The following is a 20,106-nucleotide window of genomic DNA, read 5'->3' on the forward strand; positions in this document are numbered from 1 at the left end:
CGATGACGACACACACAATCGAAGGCGACACGTCTGTTCCCTTCAACATCAACCGCTCCGGCGACAGATGGGTTCTCGGCGCGGGCAAGGTCATAGGGACCGTGCTGCCTGCGCACGAAAGCGCGCTCTACGAAGCCGAAAATTATCATGACAACAAGATCGTCCTCGGAGGTCACCTGAAGGGCGGCCCGGAGGGCGAAGACAACGGCATAAAGATCCTGGGCTTGAGAACCAGCGTCGTCATCCAGTCAACCGGCGAACTGGAGGGAATGATCGCGCTTTACGCGGGCGGTAAAGACCAATCGATTGTCAATCACGGCGCCATAAGCTCTGACGGCTATGCCGTCACCGCAGTCCATGCCATGCAGATAGAAAACCATGGCCACATCCAGGGCAGCACTGCCCTCAACCTGGCCGAAGACGGAAACAGGATCGTCAATGGGGTAGGAGGCACGATCTCCTCAACCTACGATGCCGTGTCGCTATACTATGGTCAAGGCAGCGTGCACTTTACCAATCACGGGCTGGTTGAGGCCAGCTACACCGCCTTCGCCGGTGGAGACGGCAACGACACGGTCATCAATGACGGCATCATTAAAGGGCAGATCAACCTGTCGGCCGGCAACGACCGCTTCGACAATCGCGGCGGTTCGGTCGATCATGCCATTATCGGCGGCAAGGGCAACGATGTGCTCATCACTGACGACAATGCTGTCATGCTATCCGAGATGGCAAAAGGCGGTACCGACACGGTCAGATCGTCGGTGTCCTATACACTCGGCAACAATATCGAAAACCTCCTCCTGATCGGCAAGGCCGAAATCGACGCTACCGGCAACGACAGCAACAACCGGCTGGACGGCAATGCGGGCAACAACGCGCTCTCAGGTGCCGGTGGCAAGGATCACCTCGATGGGCACAAGGGAAACGACATCCTGGCCGGTGGCGCCGGGGCGGATACCTTCGTCTTCGCCAAGGGCTCGGGCCAGGACACCATCATGGATTTTGAAAAGGGTCATGACCGCATCGATTTGCGTGGTTGGGACGACGTCAGCAGTTTCGCAGACCTCAAGGCGCATCATCTCACAACCGTCGGCAATGATCTGTTGATCTCTGCCACGGGCGATACGCTGATCCTGAAAAATTTCGACAAGGCCGATTTGCATGCCGCCGACTTCATTTTCTGAGGAACGCGGATCACGTTGGCAGGCGACGACTATCGGGACGGCGGAGCCATCTCCGCCCTCTCCTCCTCCGCCAGGCTCACCTTCTTCATCAGATGCGCCACGGCCAGCAGCACCGCCATCTCGCGGATCATCGGCGTGACATCGGCGTAGGCGACGTCGGTATGAATGTCCGGCAGGGCGAAATAATCCTGCTTCGACGGTAGCAGCAGGTAGCATTCGTCATTGCGCAACGCGATGCGCGCCTCTCCGTCCGACCACTCCCGTTTGAGGTAGACGAGCGCCGAGGCGAGCGGCCCCTCCACCAGTGGTCGCGCGACGGAATAGTTGTCCGTATGGAACTCGTGGGTTTCATCGACCTCCCAGTTGCCGGACGCGATCATGTCGCCGCTGCTGCCAAACGTCTCGCGCACCCATTCCTGCAACCAGTTGCCGCGTTTGGCTGCAAACAGCAGTCCCGGAAATGGCGTATCGAGCCGGAAATGAAAGATCAGCCCCTGAAACACGGTTTCCTTGTGCTTGCCGCTGCCGAGCACAAGCTTGGCTTCCACCAGTTCGAAGTAAAGCTCGTCATGGGTGCCGGTGATGACATCGTCGTTTTCCGTGGATGAAAAACGCACCATCTTCATCGCGTTGATCTCGTCGATGAAACCCGGTGCGTGGCCATGGCTGTAGCTCACCCCATCGATGAAACCAAAAATCTCCGGGAACAGCCGATATCGCAAGGTCAACTGATGATCCTTGATCGGCCGCATCAGAAATTCCCAGAGCTTGATGCCGCCGAATATCAGTAGCCCGCCGACAATCCCGAGAAGCTTGTGCTTCTCATCGAGATTGAAGGCACCAATCACCAGCAGGCCCGCTACAGCGACATAGCCAGCCATGCAGAGGCCGGCCACCGTGTAGCAGGATTTCAGAATGCCGGGGCGCTCGAGATTGTACTCGTCGATTGCCGCCTTGATCTTGGCCTGACGCGCGGCATCGGGCATCAGATTCTGCGGATCGTCGAGGCTGGCCATGGCATTTCCCCTTTTGCCAAAAATACTGCAATCTGCATCGATGCTGCTGTCAACAACTGACAGGGTATGTTTCCCTTTTGTACGCATCCGGTCTTTATTTTATTCGATTCTCTTGCCATATATTGGCGATGGCCCAGAAACCAAAAACCTCTCCGAAGAATTCCCCCTCCGGTTTTGAAGAAGCGCCGCAGGCTCCGTTTGAGGGAGCGCCGATCTCCGGCAGCGTCTCCGACTGGGTCAAGCAGCTTGAGCAGGAGGCCGAACAGGCAGGCCGCGCCGAAAGTATGCGCGAGATCCGCTCCAAGGCCGGCAAGCATCGCAAGACGGTGGAGAATGCCGCCCGCCAGCACGCCGAAAGCATGGTCGGCGACAAGCGTTCCGCGCGGGGTGGCTCCATCGGCGGCTCTAACGACCCGCGCACGCGCGCCGCCGCCGGCCTCAACCCTGTCGCCGGTCTCGACATCTCGCTGGAAGAGGCCGAGCGGCTGAATGCCGAAGGCAAGGCCATGGCGAAGAAGGCCGCCAAGGCGCCTGCCGGGTTTGCCGAGGACGACAATGCCGCTGCCGGTGCGGTGACCGCCACCGTCGCAGCCCTGTCGCAGCTGATCGAGTCAGGCAACCCGCTGTTCAAGGACGGCAAGATCTGGACACCGCACCGCCCTGCCCGCCCGGAAAAGTCCGAAGGCGGCATTCCGTTCAAACTGGTGACCGACTACAAGCCGGCGGGCGACCAGCCGACCGCCATCAAGGATCTCACCGGTGGCCTCGATACCGGCGAGCGCAGCCAGGTGCTGCTCGGCGTCACCGGCTCCGGCAAGACCTTCACCATGGCGCAGGTGATCAACGAAACGCAGCGCCCTGCTGTGATCCTCGCACCCAACAAGACGCTGGCCGCCCAGCTCTATTCCGAATTCAAGAACTTCTTCCCCGACAATGCGGTGGAATATTTCGTTTCCTACTACGATTACTACCAGCCGGAAGCCTATGTACCGCGCACCGACACCTATATCGAGAAGGAATCGACCATCAATGAGCAGATCGACCGGATGCGGCATGCCGCCACCCGCGCGATCCTCGAACGTGACGACTGCATCATCGTCGCTTCCGTCTCCTGCATTTACGGTATCGGATCGGTCGAAACCTACACCGCCATGACCTTCCAGATCGAGGTGGGCGACCGGCTCGATCAGCGCCAACTGCTGGCCGACCTGGTGGCCCAGCAATACAAGCGCCGCGAGATGGACTTCCAGCGCGGCAGCTTCCGGGTGCGCGGCGACACCATCGAACTCTTCCCCGCCCACTTGGAAGATGCCGCCTGGCGCATCACCATGTTCGGCGACGAGGTGGAACAGATCACCGAATTCGACCCGCTGACCGGCCAGAAGACCGGCGACCTGAAATCGGTCAAGATCTACGCCAACTCGCACTATGTGACGCCACGCCCGGCGCTGAATTCGGCGATCAAGTCGATCAAGGAAGAGCTGAAGGGCCGCCTCGCCGAACTGGAAAAGGCCGGTCGCCTGCTCGAAGCCCAGAGGCTGGAACAACGCACCCGCTACGATCTCGAAATGCTCGAGGCGACCGGCTCGTGCCAGTCGATCGAGAACTATTCGCGCTACCTCACCGGCCGCAAGCCGGGCGAACCGCCGCCGACCCTGTTCGAGTACGTGCCCGACAACGCCATCCTGTTCATCGACGAAAGCCATGTGACCATCCCGCAGATCGGCGGCATGTATCGCGGCGACTTCCGCCGCAAGGCGACGCTGGCCGAATTCGGTTTCCGCCTGCCGTCGTGCATGGACAACCGGCCACTACGCTTCGAGGAATGGGATGCGATGCGTCCCGACACGGTCGCCGTTTCGGCGACGCCCGCCAATTGGGAAATGGAACAGGCCGGCGGCGTTTTTGCCGAACAGGTCATCCGCCCCACTGGCCTGATCGATCCGCCTGTGGAAGTGCGCTCCGCCAAGACCCAGGTCGATGACGTGCTGGGAGAAATCCGCGAGACCTCGCTCAAGGGCTATCGCACGCTGGTCACCGTGCTGACCAAGCGCATGGCCGAGGACCTGACCGAGTATCTGCATGAGCAGGGTGTGCGGGTCCGCTACATGCATTCCGACATCGACACGCTGGAGCGCATCGAGATCCTGCGCGATCTTCGCCTCGGCGCCTTCGACGTGCTGGTCGGCATCAACCTGCTGCGCGAAGGCCTCGACATTCCCGAATGCGGTTTCGTTGCCATCCTCGACGCCGACAAGGAAGGTTTTCTGCGCTCGGAGACGTCGCTCATCCAGACCATCGGCCGCGCGGCGCGTAATGTCGACGGCAAGGTCATCCTCTACGCCGACAATATCACCGGCTCGATGGAGCGCGCCATGGGCGAGACCGCGCGGCGCCGCGAGAAGCAGGAGGCGTGGAACCTGGCCAACGGCATCACGCCGGAAAGCGTCAAGGCGCACATCTCCGATATTCTCGACAGCGTCTACGAGAAGGATCATGTCCGCGCCGATATCGGTGTCAAGGGCGTCAAGGGTGGCGCCACCGACCTGGTCGGCGGCAACATGCAGACCCATCTCAACGCGCTGGAAAAACAGATGCGCGACGCCGCAGCCGACCTCGACTTCGAGGCCGCCGCACGCCTGCGCGACGAGATCAAGCGCCTCAAGGCCGTCGAACTCGCCAGCATGGACGATCCGATGGCACGACAGGAAGCCATCGCGTTGGAATCTGCCCCCACCAAGGGCAAGGGCGCCAAGCGCGCAACCGGCGGGAATGAAGTGGGGGCAAGCCGCGGAACGATCTCCTCCACAGAGGTGGGCGTTTCCTCCGTCCGCGTCGAAACCTCACCCCCCTCGACTGCTCAGGGAAGATCGGACGCGTCCTATTTCGCCAAACCCGACCTCGACAATATGGGTCCCGGCACCGACATGGAGCGCCCTATGCGCAAGACCTCCCCGGCCGACCGGGGCGAGACGCGCGAAGGCGGCACATTGTTCAAGAAAAATAGTCTTGATGAAATGACCGTCCGCCGCACCGAGAAGCCGGCCTCGTCGGGTCCGCTACCGGACAAACCCGTCGATCCAAGCGCCAGTCCCCTTCATCTGGCGGGTAAGTTCAAGGACGGGTCTTTACCCAAGGACGACGGCTACCGCCCGATCATCCGGGCAAAAACAGGCGTTGGCAGCTATGAGGACCCGAACGAAACCCGCAAGCGCGGCAAGGGAAAGAGCGGCAAGCCGGGGGCGTGACATGCCGCATCGACGCGAATCTACCTACCCTTGTGGGAGAGGGCAGCAAGGACGCGAGAGGTGCAGCGGATCGCATGACTGCGTGGTGAGGGGTAACTCGAGCGGTTGGCGCAAGCCCCAATGTTCGGCTTCGACCGCTTTGCGCGAGAAGGAGACATTGCCACTCAACATCTCCTTCCTTATGATCCGACAGCGCTTTTAAGGTTGTAGGTTCACGGTCAGTTTCTCGATTTCTCCGTTGAATGCAAACGGCACCTGATAGTCCCTTTCTTCCACGCCCGTACGCGTATCGACGCCAACGTCGAAGGTTTCGTCCCACGGCATTAGCGCTGGAATCGTGTTTGGAATTTTCTGGTTATCAACCTCTTTGCCGTCAACATACAAAATACCGGTGCCGCCCTTGCCGAACCCACGACCATCTGATTTAAAATCGAATACGAGGGTGTGCTTGCCGGGTGTCAGTACGTCAGCATCTTCCCAGCGAAAGCGCACCATATCGACGAAATTGTAGAGAAATACCGGCTTGCCCTTTAGCAGATAGAACCCGTAGCCGCCAAAGCGCCCCCCCGTGGTCACGAGCATGCCTTCGCCAATACCCTCCGGAATATTTATCTCTGCGGTGATGGTGTAGGACCTGTTGACAATGCTCGGCGCATTGCTTGTGGGAATGCCGGACACTACACCTGAATAGGAAAACTCATTCCGTCCCGCCGTGGCACTGGGTCGCGCGACTAGAAGCCGTTCCAGGATGGAGTTGTCCAATGGAAAAACGTCATATTTCGCCGCCTCCATAAGGAACAATTCCTGCATCTCATGCAGCTTGTCAGGCATTTTCTGCGCAAGATCGAAGTTCTGGGAGTAGTCCTCGTTGAGGTTGTACAGTTCCCATTTGTATCCATCAACAACGTCGGGCATCGAGGTCGTGCCCATCAGCCAAGGAGCTGCCGGAGGTGTGGTGCACGCGTACCAGCCGTCGCTATAGATCCCGCGATTGCCGAACATTTCGAAATATTGCGTTTTGCGGGCAGATGGGGCCTGGGCGCTGTCCCAGCTGTAGGCCATGCTGACACCTTCGATCGGCTTTTGCGCCACGCCATTGACCATCACCGGGGCTGCAATCCCCGTCGCTTCAAGGACGGTGGGAACGATGTCAATGACGTGGTGGAACTGAGTGCGAATTCCGCCAGCATCCTTGATCCTTGCTGGCCAGGACATGGCCATGCCCTGCCGGGTACCACCAAAATGAGAAGCGACCTGCTTCGTCCACTTGAATGGCGTATCGAAGGCCCATGACCATGCCACCGACATATGCGGATATGTCTGGTCTGAACCCCATTGATCGTAATATTTCATCTGTTCGGCGACCGGCATTTGCATGCCCTCGATGGTGATCAGTTCATTGGGGGTACCAAGAACGCTCCCTTCGGCACTCGTGCCATTATCGCCTTCAATGTAGATGATAAGCGTGTTGTCCAGTTTTCCAAGATCATCAACCGCTTGGATCACGCGCCCGATTTCGTGATCCGAATACGCCACATAGGCTGCAAATACCTCCGCCTGGTGCGCGAACAACTTCTTGCTCTCCGCGTCCAGCGTCTCCCATTTCGGAAGGCTATCCGGCCAATCCGTCAGTTGGGTGTTCGCAGGAATCACTCCGAGCCTTTTCTGGTTGGCGAAAATCTGTTCGCGAAGCTCGTTCCAACCCATGTCGAACTTGCCTTTGAACTTGTCGATCCACTCTTGGGTCGGGTGATGCGGTGCATGCGTGGCGCCGGGGACGTAATAGACGAAGAAAGGCTTTTCCGAAGCAACGGCATTGAGTTGTTTGATGTAATCGATGGCATTGTCAGCTTCGTCCGTGATCAGGTTATAACCGGGTTTGCCAACCCAAGGAAAAACCTGCTTTGTATTCTGGAACAAGTATGGTTGCCACTGGTTGGTGTCGCCGCCCATAAAGCCATAGAAATATTCAAAGCCCATTCCCGTGGGCCATTGATCGAAGGGCCCTGCGGTACTGTATTGAAAAGCGGGCGTGTTGTGGTTCTTGCCGAACCACGAGGTGGCGTAGCCGTTTTGCTTCAGGATTTCGCCGATTGTAGCGTTGTTCACGCCGATAACAGAATCATAACCGGGATAGCCAGTTGCTTGCTCTGAGATCACCCCGAACCCCACGGAATGGTGGTTGCGGCCGGTTATCAATGACGCCCTTGTTGGCGAGCACAGCGCTGTTGAATGAAACTGCGTATACCGCAGGCCAGCCTTTGCCACGCGGTCGAGTGCCGGCGTCGGGATTACGCCCCCAAACGTACCGGACACTCCGTAGCCAGCGTCATCGGTCATTATGAGGAGTATGTTAGGGGCTCCCTTCTTGGGAACAATTTGCGGAGGCCAGTAGGGCTTCGAGCTTTTCGCATCAAGGCCGATTTCGCCACCAAATCTAGTGGGTTGGTTTGGTAAATAGTTACTGTCTATCGTCGTTGTCGCACTTGGCGAACCCAATTCGCCCGTAACTTCCTGTGCGCTGGTGTGATAGCACGTGACTGTCGTTATACTCAAGGTTGCGATTAACAGTTTCCCAATACCTAGCATGGTCGCCTCCCTTCAATCTCCGCGCTAAATTTACACAATGCTAAAATACCGCAAGTACGTTACGGTAACATTGCGCGAGGTTGCGCTGAGTTTGCTAATTCCGATGGCCAGTAAGGCCATGTGGGGACATTTAGCTGCCCGATTTCCCTTCGCCCCTACAACCACTCCCGTTTCCGCCCCAGGATACGCCTCGTGGCGTTGTGGCAAGACGAAGCCGGTGCCTTCGCTTGCGGCAAGGGCGCAAACCATTTTGCCATGCGAGCAATGGCGACCTCAATGGCGACCGCTTTCGTGAAAAACACAGCGTTTGGCGCGGTCAGTATGTTATACAATCGCGGAGGTCTCAAAGGAGCCGAAGCATGCACGCCCGCATCGAAGCTTTTAGTACGTCGCTCGCGGATCACTCCTGATGGCGTGGCGATCCGGCACACGACCTCGGTCGAAAGCACGCATTGTAATCAGCGGTGTGATGGCGCTGCTGATTGCATATCTGTTGGTGGCCTATTTCTTCATTCCCGAAATATGGATCCTTCGCGATGCTGGCCGCGTTTCCGACTATGGCAGCATGGTCACCACCACCGAGCAGGACATTGCCGGCGACCCCATCAATGTCGGTCTTGTCGGTTCGAAGGAACAGCTGATCCGGGGATTTGCTGCGGCCGGATGGGATCCCGCCGACAAGATCACCTTACGCAGCTCGGCCGACATCGGATTGAGCGTCGTGCTGGACCGACCGGACCTCGATGCTCCGGTCAGCCCCCTGTTCTATGAGGGCCGCAAGCAGGATCTGGCATTCGAGAAGGCCGTTGGTAAAAGTGCGGACCAACGCAACCATGTGCGGTTCTGGATGACCGACAAGACGGGTCCGGATGGACGTCCTCTCTGGCTTGGTTCTGCGAGTTTCGACCGTGGCGTCGGCTTCAGCCATGATACCGGTCAGGTCACCCACCACATCGGTCCCGATGTCGATGCCGAGCGCAATCTGATGATCGGCAACCTTCTGGAAGCCGGGCAGCTTTCAACGACATATGAGATCGCCGGTATCGGAGCCACCAAGACGGGGCGCAATGGGGGCGGTGATCCCTACTTCACCGATGGAAAAGCACTGATCGGCGTGCTCCGCATTCCGCCCTCTCCCTAGGGCGCGCGTTGCGCGCAGTCATGGTCCGACGGCATCAGCAACCCCAGGCGACACGTTTTCTTCTATTCAGCCATTGAAGGTGCCGCCTCCGCGGCACCTTCGTTCCCGGTCTTGCTTGTCAGTTTCCGGTTGGCATCGGGAGGTCAATGCCACCCTTGCCAAGTTGGTCCCTGACCCATTCGAACTGTTGATACTTGGAGATTTCGATCGGGCCCGTGTAAGTCTCGCTCTGCAACTTGCGCGGCGGATACTCGATATAGGTCTTCATCAGATCCTTGATGGCAGCGCTGATGGTGACCATCGTCCAGGTCCGCTCGGTGTAGTTGTTCATGAAGATGTCATAGCGCTCTTGCGGATCCTGCCAAAGATCGAACACCTGCGGTACGGTCGCGACATATTTCGTCGCACCCTTCCATCCGAGGTTGCTATCGACTGCCAGGCCTCCCGTTTCCTGCCCATTGTCGCCGCGCAAATTGAAGACGGCTTTGTAGTTTCCCACGCGGGCAGCGCCCGGCGAGAGCTCGTTCTCGGTAAAATAGAACCAGGACGTCCGTTCCGACTTGCCCGTTCCGCGCAGGATCGGTGACATGTCATAGCTGTCGAACATCATCGGCTTGCCTTCGCGGTCCTTGTCTGGCAAGGCGACACCGGCGACCGAAGCAAATGTCGCCATCAGGTCAAGCCCGCCGACGATATCGTGGTTCTTGGAAGCCGGCTTGATCTTGCCAGGCCAGACCGCAAGCGCCGGAACGCGATTGCCGCCTTCGCGCACAGTTCCCTTGGTGCCTCTGAACGGCGTGTAGCCCGCATCCGGATAGACATCCTGCCAGGCGCCATTGTCCGTCGTGTAGAAAACCAGGGTATTCTTATCTTTACCGGTTTCACGCAGCTTGTCCATGATCCGGCCGATGCGCGTGTCGAGCTCGACGATGCTGTCGGCATACTTGGATTTAGACATCGACTTGTGCTCGAACTCCGGCGCCGGCATGTTGGGCTGGTGCACCTTCATGAAGTTGACGTCGATGAAGAATGGCTTGTCGGATTTGGCTGCCTCGTCGAGAAAGCCGATGGCCGCCTTTTCGACATAGCTGTCGAAATAGGGGATGCCGACGACGCCCGACGCGCCGTTGACTTCTGGCGTATCGACGTATTGACCGTTAATCTTGAACTCCTCTACGGCCTTTTCGCCTGCCTTACCCGAAAGCGCACCCTTGGTCACCTTCTGGAACATGGCCCGCAGTTTGGGATCCATGTCAGGAAACCACGTCGGGTCCGCATAGGTGTAGGCGTTAAGGTGATAGAGCCCGACATATTTCATTTCGTCGAAGCCCTGCGCGTTCGGAAGGGCATAGTCCGCCTCGCCCAGATGCCATTTGCCGGTGAAGTATGTCTGGTAGCCGCCAAGCTTCAGGACCGAACCGAGTGTCCACTCGGCGGCCGGCAAGCCGCCACCCTGCCCCTGAAAGGCGACTGTCGTCATGCCACTGCGGTTCGGAATACGGCCCGTCAGCATCGCCGCACGGCCCGGCGTGCAGCTTGGCTGGGCATAGAAGGAGTAAAACGTCATCCCCTCGTCAGCAAGCCTGTCAATGTTGGGCGTGGGCATTCCCCGCCCCTCGCCACCGCCATATGGTCCGAGATCGCCGTAACCGGTATCATCAGACACGATCAGAAGAATATTTGGCTGGCTGGACTGCGCGTATGCAACGCTGCTCGTCAGCGAAACGGTTGCCATCATCGCAAGGCCGGTGGCCATAAGCGTCATCCGCGCCGTGCTTTTCAGCGCGCCTCCGGGCCATGGCTTTTGAAGTTCTGCGTCATGAATCATTGTCAGTCCTCCTCAAAAGGTTGATGCGACTGCTCATGAAAGCGTGAAATAGCGAGGCTTGTGGATTGAATACCGACCCGCGAATATGCAGTTTGAATTCAAGCAACGACCTCGGCCCAACGCCAGGTATGACGGCTACAGACACACGCGTAGCGAACCATCCGACCGGTCATACGTTACGCGTAGACCAACATTTTAGAACTCTCGCAAGTACGTTACGGTAACATTAACGGCTGTGAGACAGAGCCCAACCACATCTGACATTCCTGAAGTCACTTAGGCGGCAATCGTCCGACTGCCTTGATCCGGAAGTGATTTCCGCTTGAGAAACCCAGACAAGATTTCCTGGCCGCCGGTACGTCCCGGCTCAAAATCTGACCTTCGCAACTTGCCCCCTTGGCAACGGCGAAGAACCGGGGCAGGCTCTGTGACGGCATCTCAAAACTTCGCTGGAGTGCGCCCATGTCGAACACTGCCCGCCTCTGCTATCTCACATGGATTTTAGCCATCCTACCCGTGCTTGCGCATGCCCACATCGACGCGTCGACCGGGCAGGACTACCAGGGCTTCGATCGCAATGATGGCAGGGGTTCGTGTTGCAACTGGCTCGATTGCCGCCCCGCCCTCGCCCCTTTCATGGAACCGGATGGCGAAAAGATCGCCGACCGCGCCCGCAACAAATATGCCTTCGACCGGAGCAAGGTAGTCAAACGGCCGTCGGATGACGGCAACTGGCACATCTGCACCAATGGCGGAAGACTCAGGTGCATCATCGCACCGCCTGAAGCGTGGCGCCGCCCCGACCCTGCCAGCGATCGCTTCGCATGGCGCAGGGAGTTCATACTCACCCTGAAGCTGCACATTGTGCGGTAACGATCTAGGATTTTGTCGCAGAAAAAGTTGGCCGGCATTCGCGCTAGGAAAAGAGATGGGGCGAGACGCCATGAGCGAAATGCAGCGAAAACTGACGACTATTTTTTCTGCCGACGTTCAGGACTACACGCGCTTGATGGGCGCGGACGAAGAAGGCACGCTCGCGACGCTGAAGCGGTATCGCGATACAATGTCGCGACTGATCGGGGCGCGTGGCGGACGGATGATCAACACCTGGGGCGATGGGTTGATCGGCGAGTTTCCAAGCGTGGTCGAGGCGGTGCGAACAGCCGTGGACATCCAGAACGAACTGGCAGGCCTGAACGCTGCCCGCCCGGCAGACGGGCGCATGATGTTCCGGATCGGCATCAACCTCGGCGACATCATTGTCGAAGGTGACGACATCTACGGCGACGGCGTCAACATTGCGGCCCGGCTTCAGTCAATGGCGCCTGCCGGCGGGATCGTCATATCCAACACCGTCTATGACCAGGTCCGCAACAAGCTGGCCATTGGCTTCGATTTTCTCGGCACGCTTGAAGTCAAGAATGTCGCGGAAGCCGTGCCGAGCTACGCGGTTCGCATTGGTGACGTCACTGGTATACCGCAGGTAGCAACCAGGGAGCAGCCTCGGACAGCAGGCAAGCCATCTGAGCGACCGACCCCAAGGGCATACAAGAGCATCGGTTTTCTCGCGGTCGTCGCTGCCGTGTTGGTGGGCATCAACGTGCTGTCCTGGCACGGCGAGTTCTGGGCGGCATGGCCGCTACTTGTCTTTGCCGTCCTGTCGACGCTGACCTGGACCAGACGACAGAACCGCGTCGATGCTGGCATCGCCAGCCTTGCCATCGTGGGACTGGGCATTGTCGGCATCAACCTGCTTTCGTGGCACGGAGAGTTTTGGGCGATATGGCCACTCCTCGCAGTCGGCGCAGCGGCAGGCTTTCGTTGACTGATGCGCGGCTGACATTTCGCACGCCTGCCCGACTGTGCCAGTTCCGCACCAAACACTGGCTTGCGCCACGAGGGCCAAAGGCGCAAGATGGGCCGCGTCGGACATTGACCCCAATTGGAGGACCCCCTCATGAACGACGCAAAGCTCACAACATTGCAGACTGGCATGACCACGGTCAGCGGCGCGGTCATCGAAGCGCTCGCCATGCAGGAGCGCGGCCGCGTCCTGATGCCGGGTGATGCCGGCTATGACGAGGCACGCACGATCTGGAACGCCATGATCGACCGCAAACCGGCGCTGATCGTCCAGTGCTTCGGTGCCGCGGATGTCATCCACGCCGTGGAACTTGCTCGCGACAACAACCTGCTCGTTGCCGTTCGCGGCGGCGGCCACAACATTGCCGGCAACGCCGTCTGCGACGGCGGGCTGATGATCGATCTTTCACCGATGAACTCGGTACGCGTCGATGTCGCGGCGCGGCGGGCCTGGGTCGGACCGGGCGCGACGCTTGCCGATGTCGATAAGGAAACCGCAGCCTTCGGCATGGTGATCCCCACCGGCATCAACTCCACCACCGGCATCGCCGGCCTGACGCTCGGCGGCGGCTTCGGCTGGACGACCCGCAAGTTCGGCCTGACACTCGATTGCCTGATGTCCTGCGACGTCGTCACCGCTGACGGGCGGATGCTCAAGGCAAGCGCCACCCAGAACACGGATCTGTTCTGGGCGTTGCGCGGCGGCGGCGGCAATTTCGGCATTGTCACCTCCTTCGAGTTCAAACTCAACGAACTCGGTCCGCAGGTGATGGCCGGACTGGTGGTGCATCCCTTCGACGACGCGCGCCATGTGCTGGACGAATATCGTCGGGCGCTGGAAATGGCCCCTGACGAACTGACCTGCTGGGCCGTCATGCGCAAGGCACCGCCGCTGCCCTTCCTGCCCGAAGCGTGGCACGGCAAGGAAATCCTGGCGCTCGCCATGTGCTATTGCGGCGACATGGCAAAGGCCGAGCAGGCCTGCGCCCGGCTGCGCGGCATCGGCAAGCCGATCGCCGACGTCGTCGCCCCCTGCCCGTTCCCCGCATGGCAGCAAGCCTTCGATCCACTGCTGCAGCCCGGTGCGCGCAACTACTGGAAGAGTCACGACTTCATGTCGTTACCGGATGAAGCCATCGATGTCCTGCTCGATGCCGTCCGCAAGCTGCCTGGACCGGAATGCGAGATCTTCGTCGGTCATGTCGGCGGCGCTGCCGGCCGGATGGCCATTGATGCCACGGCGTTCCCGCAACGCAGTTCGCATTTCGTCATGAATGTGCATGGGCGCTGGCGCGATCCGGCGATGGACAAGATCTGCATCGGCTGGGCGCGCGATCTGTTCGAGGCGGCCAAGCCGTATTCTGCCGGCACGGCCTATATCAACTTCATGCCGGCTGATGAAACCGATCGGGTGGAATCGGCTTATGCCGGCAACTATGCGCGCCTGTCGCGGATCAAGAAGATCTACGACCCGCAGAACATGTTCCGGATGAACCAGAACATCCGGCCAGACATGGGCATGGCCCATTGAGCTGCTATTCGGCGGCGTCTTCCATGGCGCCGCCGATCCCCACAGCGGCAAAGGCACTGGCGATCACCTCGGGTCCGGCGCCAGGTCGATTGGCATCTGTGGACAGGATCTGGCGATAGCGGCGGGCGCCGTCGATGCCGACGAACAGACCAATCATATGGCGGGTGATGTTGCCGAGCCGCCCGCCTGCAGCGATATGCCGGTCGGCATACTCCATCATCGCATCGCGCACAAAGTGCCAATCAGGCTCGGCTGCGGGTGCCCCGAAGAAGCGATGGTCGACATCAGCGAGAATTGCGGTCGTGTGGTAGGCAGCGCGCCCGAGCATGACGCCGTCGACATGGATCAAATGCTCAGCGGCTTGATTCAGATCGGCAATCCCGCCGTTTATACCAATGAAAACATTTGGATATTTCTGCTTGAGCCGATAGACGCGATCGTAATCCAGCGGCGGGATCTCGCGGTTTTCCTTGGGGCTCAACCCCTTCAGCCACGCCTTTCGGGCATGCACCCACAGCGCGTCGGCACCGGCATCGAGGACGCGCTCTGCCAGCGCGTCGAGCGCCGTTTCCGGATCCTGCTCGTCCACCCCGATCCTGCATTTCACCGTGACGGGAACGGAGGATGCCGCCTTCATCGCGGCAATGCAGGCCGCCACCACATCCGGCGTCTGCATCAGGCAGGCCCCGAAGGTGCCGGACTGAACCCGATCCGAGGGGCAGCCGACATTAAGATTGATCTCGTCATAGCCAAAATCGAGACCGATCCGGGTCGCTTCGGCGAGCTTTGCAGGGTCGGAACCGCCCAGTTGCAGCGCCACAGGATGCTCGGAAGCGTCGTAGCCGAGCAGTCGTTCGCGCTTGCCGTGGATGGCGGCATCGGCAACGATCATCTCGGTATAGAGAACTGCGTTCTTCGTCAGCAGCCGGTGCAGATAGCGACAATGGCGATCGGTCCAGTCGATCATGGGGGCCACGGCAAATACCGGCCGGCCGAAATAACCGTCCGCCTTCACGCTTGCTGCGCTGTCCTGAACTGCCTGCATGTCCACATTCAACCTGATCGTCCTGGCGCCCCTATACATCGCAATTGCAGACGAAGCGAGATGGATTTTTTCATGACGGAGGGAATGGAACCACGATCGCTCAGCCTGAAATAATATGGAACGACATCGGCACGTCCAGTCCTGAGACGGAAAACGCCAGGCAACCTGGATTGCCTGGCGTTTTCAAACGGCGATTATAGATCAATCAGGGCAACAGCGCCGGTGCCGCACTCTTCAGCAGCGGAATGGCCGGAAGGGTATGGCCGAGAACCTGATCCGCCCCTTCGTAGATCATCTTGATCGCGACGTAGAGGATGATGACCAGACCAACCCAGGCGATCCAACGGTAACGGTGCAACAGCTTGGCGATCCATGCAGAGGCGACGCCCATCAGCACCACCGAGAGGCCGAGGCCGAAGACCAGCGCGCCGAGGTGATCCTTGGCAGCACCGGCCACTGCAAGGACGTTGTCGAGCGACATCGAAATATCGGCGACGATGATCTGGATGACCGCCTGCCGCAACGTCTTGGTGCCATTCTTGCCTCCGACGGTGCCGTCGGCATTGACGTCGGTATCTGAGAGCGCTTCCTCGGCATTGACGATGTCCTGCTCCTTGACCGTCAATTCCCGGTACATCTTCCATGATACCCAGAGCAGCAGCAGGCCGCCAATCAGGATCAGGCCGATGATCTGCATCAACCAGGTCGTGCCGATGGCAAAGACAATACGCAGCAGGGTTGCGGCCAGAATGCCGATCAGGATCGCTTTTCTGCGAAGAACCGGCGCAAGTCCAGCTGCGGCAAGTCCGATGACAATGGCATTGTCGGCGGCAAGAACCAGGTCGATCATAATCACCTGGCCGAATGCGGCGAGAGCCGCGTAGTCAATACCAAACATAGGGCTTAGGGACTCCGGTTTGCGCAATCTTGGAATAGCGTGCCACTAGGACGGAAAAACGTCGGCTGTCAACCGCGACCATGGCTTGCATTCGCGACAATGGCATGAAATTTCAGAGCATTGTATAAATCAATGTCTGACGATGGCAATGCCACGCGCCGACCAGATGCAGACAACCAGTCGGAGAGGACCAGAATGCCACTATATGCGCTCGCACAGGACAGACCCTCCACGCCGGCAGGCGACAATTACTGGCTGGCGCCCGATGCGCATGTCATCGGCAAGGTAACGCTCGGCGACGATGTCGGAATTTGGTTCGGCTCGGTGCTCCGGGGCGACAACGAAACGATTGCCATCGGCGCCGGCACCAACATCCAGGAAGGAACGATGGTGCACACCGACCCCGGCTTTCCTGTATCCATCGGCACCGGCTGCACGATCGGCCATCATGCGATCTTGCATGGTTGCACGATCGGCGACAACTCCCTGATCGGCATGGGGGCGACTGTGCTCAATGGGGCCAAAATCGGCAACAATTGCCTGGTGGGCGCCAATGCATTGGTCACAGAAGGCAAAGAATTCCCCGATAACTCTCTGATCGTCGGCGCACCGGCACGCGCCATCCGCACGCTTGACGAAAAAGCCATCGACGGCTTGAGGAAATCAGCCGAGAGCTACGTGCGAAACTGGAAGCGTTTCAAGGCAGATCTCCGACCGATCTGATCTGCTAGCCGACCAGCCTGTTGTCGTGTCGAAACAGCCTGAATGTCTCGGCCGCCGGCATCGGCCGGCCGAAGTAATATCCCTGGGCAAGCCCGCAACCCAGTAGCTTAAGCGCCTGTGCCTGCGCCGGCGTCTCCACGCCCTCGGCGGTTGCGATCATGCCAAGGTCCTGGCAAAGGTTGGTGACGGCACGGATGATGGCAAGCGATTCAGGGTTTTCGAGCATGCCTCGCACAAAACTCTGGTCGATCTTGATCTTCTTGAAGGGAAATTGCCTGATATAGCTGAGACTCGAATAGCCGGTGCCGAAGTCATCCATGGCAAAGTGCACGCCGAGCGCACGGATCTGATTGAGCGCGGTGACGGTCTGGTCGCTGTCGTTCAGGAACACGCCTTCGGTTATCTCCAGGACCAGCCGCGCAGCGTCCAGGCCTGATTTCGACAGCGCGCTTGCGACTGTGAACGGCAACTGGCCGTTTCCGAGTTGAAGCGGCGAAATGTTGACGGCGACGCTGATCTGCTCGGGCCACTTTGTCGCAAAGGCACATGCGGTCTCGAGGATCCACGTACCGATCTCATGAATGAGGCCGGCTTCCTCGGCGACTGGAATGAACTCTGCTGGCGGCACCAGGCCGCGGCGTGGATGATGCCATCGCAGCAGCGCTTCGAAGCCCACCGTAGAGTCATCCCGCAAGGAGACCAGCGGCTGGTAGTGAAGCTCGAACTGATGGGCGGCAATCGCTTCGCGCAGATCGTGCTCCATCTCATGCCAGTCGCGTACTTTGCGGTCCATATCAGCTTCGAAAAAGCTGAATTGCCCCTTGCCATCCTGTTTGGCGCAATAGAGGGCAAGATCTGCGTTCTTGCACAGTTCGTCACCGTCCATGCCGTCTCTCGGCGCAATGGCGATACCTATCGACGTGCCGATAATGATGTGGTGGCCATCGACGTCGAAGGGCTGGGAAATCCGCTGGATCAGTTCCGCAGCAAGGGTCGCCGCACCTTGCGGCTGGTCTGCGCCGGTCTGCAGGATCGCAAACTCGTCGCCGCCGAGCCGGGCAGCATAGCAATTGTCCGCGAGCGCCGTCCGAAGTCGGTGCGCGACCTGTACCAGAAGCGCATCTCCCACCGGATGGCCGAGTGTATCGTTGACGATCTTGAAACGGTCGAGATCAAGAAACAGCAGCGCGGTTTCCGATGATCCTTCCGATGCTGCGTGGCGTGCGATCTGGGAGCGGAACAAGGTGCGGTTCGCCAGGTCAGTCAAGCTGTCGTGAAGCGCCATATGTGCGATCTGAGCGCTGGCAGTCTGCCTTTCCGTGATGTCCTCGTGCGTCACGACGTGGCCGCCATCAGGGAGCTGCATCACCGTCATGGTCATCATGCGGCCGTCATCGAGCTCCACCACCCGCTGCGATGTATGATAACCAACGCCCTTTTTGGTCAGGTCGGGAAGCGCCTCTTCCGATACTGTCCGGCGAATGCCTGCGCTTCGCAGCCGACACAGCACGATGAAATCCGCAACCTGCATGCCGAGCAGCTCCGAACCCTGGTCTATGTTGTAGAGTTCATAGAGCCTGCGATTGGCAATGATGATTTTGCCGTCGCGATCCAGCATGTAGAGTCCCTGCGGCATGTTTTCGATCGCGCCATGCAATCGGTCGCGCTGCAAAGCGACTGCGGCTCGCGACTCTTCCTGCAACTCCTGCCGAGCCTTGGAAAGTGCCGCAAAAGTCCGCGCGAACTGATTGGCAAGATCGCCGATCTCGTCGCGCCGCTTGAGGAGGTCGGCATCGACGGCATTTGCCTCGCCTCGCTTGGCAAGGCCGACATCGCTGATATTGTCGCTGAGCATTTCCAGCGGTGTCGTTACCGCACGCTTCAGAAACAGACCGATCAACAATGCAAGCACAGCGCCAATGATGACGCCGATGGCAATTTGCCAGTTGGCGATATTGGCATCGCTCTCAGTCTTGAGTTGGGCATTGCGATTGACACGCTGAGCGACGTCCATGATGTTTGTCAGCGCGACGAAAAACTGTCCCTGCTCTCGCTGCAACCTTGTCACCAGCGACTGCTTCTGCATTTCGTTGTTGAACAGTTGTTCCTGCGAATTGAAGAGTGACTCGGGCGCAGTCTGCGACATGCGCTTGGTCTCTTCGGTGAGGAACGTCAGTTTCTCGAACTCCTTCTGCCGTGATCCGGCGTCGAAGTAGCGCTTTAGGCCAGCGACATTCTTCTCGATCGCCAAAATCTTGGTCCAGTAGGCCTTGCGCAAACGTTCCAGCTCGAACATCGAACTGGTGTTGTGCAGCAAAGAACCGACTGTAAGCAAATCGGTCACCAGAATCTTGAGGCGATAGAAGTCGCGGAGGTAATCCCACGTTTCCCGCGTCTGCCGATCGAGCGCAATCGCCCTATCCGCCTCGCCCTGCACGATCGTCATTCCCGTATGCTGTTTGCGAAGCCGTGCTTCCAGCATGACGATGTTCATCGTCGCCTCGACAACGATCAGATTGGCTGATGAGTGGAGCGAGGTTTCCGCGGAATCTATGCTGCTCTTTGTCTGATTGCTTGCCCGGCAGACATCGAGAAGGCCACGGCGGGTCTGAAAAATCTTGTCGCCAGCAAACTGGTAGCGCGCCAGTTCGGTCGATGCCTTTGCCTTGCCGGCAAACCTGTGCAGTTCGACCAGCTTGACGTACTGGCTTTTCTGCGATTGTTCCAAATAGCGGGAGGCATCCTCGAGACTTGCACAATTTTTCACGACGGGATCGAAAATACCCTGCAGCTTCTGATAGCTTTCGGAAAGCGAGAATACACCGATAAGCAATGGCGACGCTGACATCGCGGAAAAATTCACCGATGCCTCGACCCTGCGAACGTTGACCATCGCATTCAGGCCCGAAAGCAGGGCGGCAACCATTGATATGCCCACCCCCAGCATGACCTTATTGCGGAATCGAATATTCGATCCGCGCACCGCGTCGATGATCTTCGCCCCGAACGGGCCGTCCATCAATTGCCACAAGATCGC

Annotated in this window: 13 protein-coding genes; 7 read left to right on the top strand and 6 right to left on the bottom strand. The window is 58.9% G+C overall.

Features of this window, described 5'->3' with window-relative positions; all coding sequences use genetic code 11:
* Positions 1-2 precede the first annotated feature (2 nt).
* Positions 3-1,187, top strand: a complete 1,185-nt coding sequence (locus JJB09_RS13830) for a calcium-binding protein (protein WP_201659041.1) — start codon at positions 3-5, stop codon at positions 1,185-1,187.
* A 29-nt stretch (positions 1,188-1,216) separates the two neighbouring features.
* Here JJB09_RS13830 and JJB09_RS13835 read toward each other — a convergent pair whose 3' ends face one another.
* Positions 1,217-2,203, bottom strand: a complete 987-nt coding sequence (locus JJB09_RS13835; protein WP_201659044.1) for a DUF3137 domain-containing protein — start codon at positions 2,201-2,203, stop codon at positions 1,217-1,219.
* A 128-nt stretch (positions 2,204-2,331) separates the two neighbouring features.
* Here JJB09_RS13835 and uvrB point away from each other — a divergent pair, with 128 nt between their 5' ends.
* On the top strand, positions 2,332-5,451 hold the full coding sequence (uvrB, locus tag JJB09_RS13840) for an excinuclease ABC subunit UvrB (RefSeq protein WP_201659047.1): 3,120 nt from the start codon (positions 2,332-2,334) through the stop codon (positions 5,449-5,451).
* Positions 5,452-5,649: 198 nt separating this feature from the next.
* On the opposite strand, the gene JJB09_RS13845 is transcribed toward uvrB, so the two are convergent.
* Entirely contained in the window at positions 5,650-8,040 is a 2,391-nt protein-coding gene (locus tag JJB09_RS13845) for an arylsulfatase (protein ID WP_201659050.1), read from the bottom strand.
* 469 nt (positions 8,041-8,509) lie between these two features.
* Between JJB09_RS13845 and JJB09_RS13850 the strand changes: the two genes are divergently transcribed.
* On the top strand, positions 8,510-9,181 hold the full coding sequence (locus tag JJB09_RS13850; RefSeq protein WP_425523729.1) for an LssY C-terminal domain-containing protein: 672 nt from the start codon (positions 8,510-8,512) through the stop codon (positions 9,179-9,181).
* A 118-nt stretch (positions 9,182-9,299) separates the two neighbouring features.
* Here JJB09_RS13850 and JJB09_RS13855 read toward each other — a convergent pair whose 3' ends face one another.
* A complete protein-coding gene (locus tag JJB09_RS13855) occupies positions 9,300-10,916 on the bottom strand; it encodes an arylsulfatase (protein WP_246748733.1) in 1,617 nt (538 codons plus the stop codon).
* A 555-nt stretch (positions 10,917-11,471) separates the two neighbouring features.
* On the opposite strand from JJB09_RS13855, the gene JJB09_RS13860 reads away from it, so the two are divergent.
* From JJB09_RS13860 to JJB09_RS13870, 3 genes are all read left to right on the top strand, one after another.
* Positions 11,472-11,882, top strand: coding sequence for a hypothetical protein (locus JJB09_RS13860; protein WP_201659056.1), 411 nt, complete (start codon positions 11,472-11,474; stop codon positions 11,880-11,882).
* Positions 11,883-11,952: 70 nt separating this feature from the next.
* Positions 11,953-12,834 (top strand): adenylate/guanylate cyclase domain-containing protein, encoded by an 882-nt coding sequence (locus JJB09_RS13865; protein WP_201659059.1) that lies wholly within the window; start codon positions 11,953-11,955, stop codon positions 12,832-12,834.
* 132 nt (positions 12,835-12,966) lie between these two features.
* Positions 12,967-14,403, top strand: a complete 1,437-nt coding sequence (locus tag JJB09_RS13870; RefSeq protein ID WP_201659062.1) for an FAD-binding oxidoreductase — start codon at positions 12,967-12,969, stop codon at positions 14,401-14,403.
* Between the two features lie 4 nt (positions 14,404-14,407).
* Here JJB09_RS13870 and dusA read toward each other — a convergent pair whose 3' ends face one another.
* Positions 14,408-15,448 (bottom strand): tRNA dihydrouridine(20/20a) synthase DusA, encoded by a 1,041-nt coding sequence (gene dusA, locus JJB09_RS13875; RefSeq protein WP_201659065.1) that lies wholly within the window; start codon positions 15,446-15,448, stop codon positions 14,408-14,410.
* A gap of 205 nt (positions 15,449-15,653) precedes the next feature.
* Positions 15,654-16,346, bottom strand: a complete 693-nt coding sequence (locus JJB09_RS13880; RefSeq protein WP_201659068.1) for a YjbE family putative metal transport protein — start codon at positions 16,344-16,346, stop codon at positions 15,654-15,656.
* 195 nt (positions 16,347-16,541) lie between these two features.
* On the opposite strand from JJB09_RS13880, the gene JJB09_RS13885 reads away from it, so the two are divergent.
* Positions 16,542-17,069 (top strand): gamma carbonic anhydrase family protein, encoded by a 528-nt coding sequence (locus JJB09_RS13885; RefSeq protein ID WP_201659071.1) that lies wholly within the window; start codon positions 16,542-16,544, stop codon positions 17,067-17,069.
* A gap of 4 nt (positions 17,070-17,073) precedes the next feature.
* Here JJB09_RS13885 and JJB09_RS13890 read toward each other — a convergent pair whose 3' ends face one another.
* On the bottom strand, positions 17,074-20,100 hold the full coding sequence (locus tag JJB09_RS13890; protein ID WP_201659075.1) for an EAL domain-containing protein: 3,027 nt from the start codon (positions 20,098-20,100) through the stop codon (positions 17,074-17,076).
* Positions 20,101-20,106 lie beyond the last annotated feature (6 nt).

This window comes from Phytoamicus setariae (genome assembly GCF_016722925.1).
Classification (GTDB): domain Bacteria; phylum Pseudomonadota; class Alphaproteobacteria; order Rhizobiales; family Rhizobiaceae; genus Rhizobium_E; species Rhizobium_E setariae.

Bases quoted from the DNA above. Each gene is read 5' to 3' on its own strand.
- JJB09_RS13835 (WP_201659044.1), bottom strand. From the start codon at position 2,203: ATGGCCAGCCTCGACGATCCGCAGAATCTGATGCCCGATGCCGCGCGT.
- JJB09_RS13855 (WP_246748733.1), bottom strand. From the start codon at position 10,916: ATGGCAACCGTTTCGCTGACGAGCAGCGTTGCATACGCGCAGTCCAGC.
- JJB09_RS13830 (WP_201659041.1), top strand. From the start codon at position 3: ATGACGACACACACAATCGAAGGCGACACGTCTGTTCCCTTCAACATC.
- dusA (WP_201659065.1), bottom strand. From the start codon at position 15,448: ATGCAGGCAGTTCAGGACAGCGCAGCAAGCGTGAAGGCGGACGGTTAT.
- JJB09_RS13845 (WP_201659050.1), bottom strand. From the start codon at position 8,040: ATGCTAGGTATTGGGAAACTGTTAATCGCAACCTTGAGTATAACGACA.
- JJB09_RS13865 (WP_201659059.1), top strand. From the start codon at position 11,953: ATGAGCGAAATGCAGCGAAAACTGACGACTATTTTTTCTGCCGACGTT.
- JJB09_RS13870 (WP_201659062.1), top strand. From the start codon at position 12,967: ATGAACGACGCAAAGCTCACAACATTGCAGACTGGCATGACCACGGTC.
- JJB09_RS13860 (WP_201659056.1), top strand. From the start codon at position 11,472: ATGTCGAACACTGCCCGCCTCTGCTATCTCACATGGATTTTAGCCATC.
- uvrB (WP_201659047.1), top strand. From the start codon at position 2,332: ATGGCCCAGAAACCAAAAACCTCTCCGAAGAATTCCCCCTCCGGTTTT.
- JJB09_RS13850 (WP_425523729.1), top strand. From the start codon at position 8,510: ATGGCGCTGCTGATTGCATATCTGTTGGTGGCCTATTTCTTCATTCCC.
- JJB09_RS13880 (WP_201659068.1), bottom strand. From the start codon at position 16,346: ATGTTTGGTATTGACTACGCGGCTCTCGCCGCATTCGGCCAGGTGATT.
- JJB09_RS13885 (WP_201659071.1), top strand. From the start codon at position 16,542: ATGCCACTATATGCGCTCGCACAGGACAGACCCTCCACGCCGGCAGGC.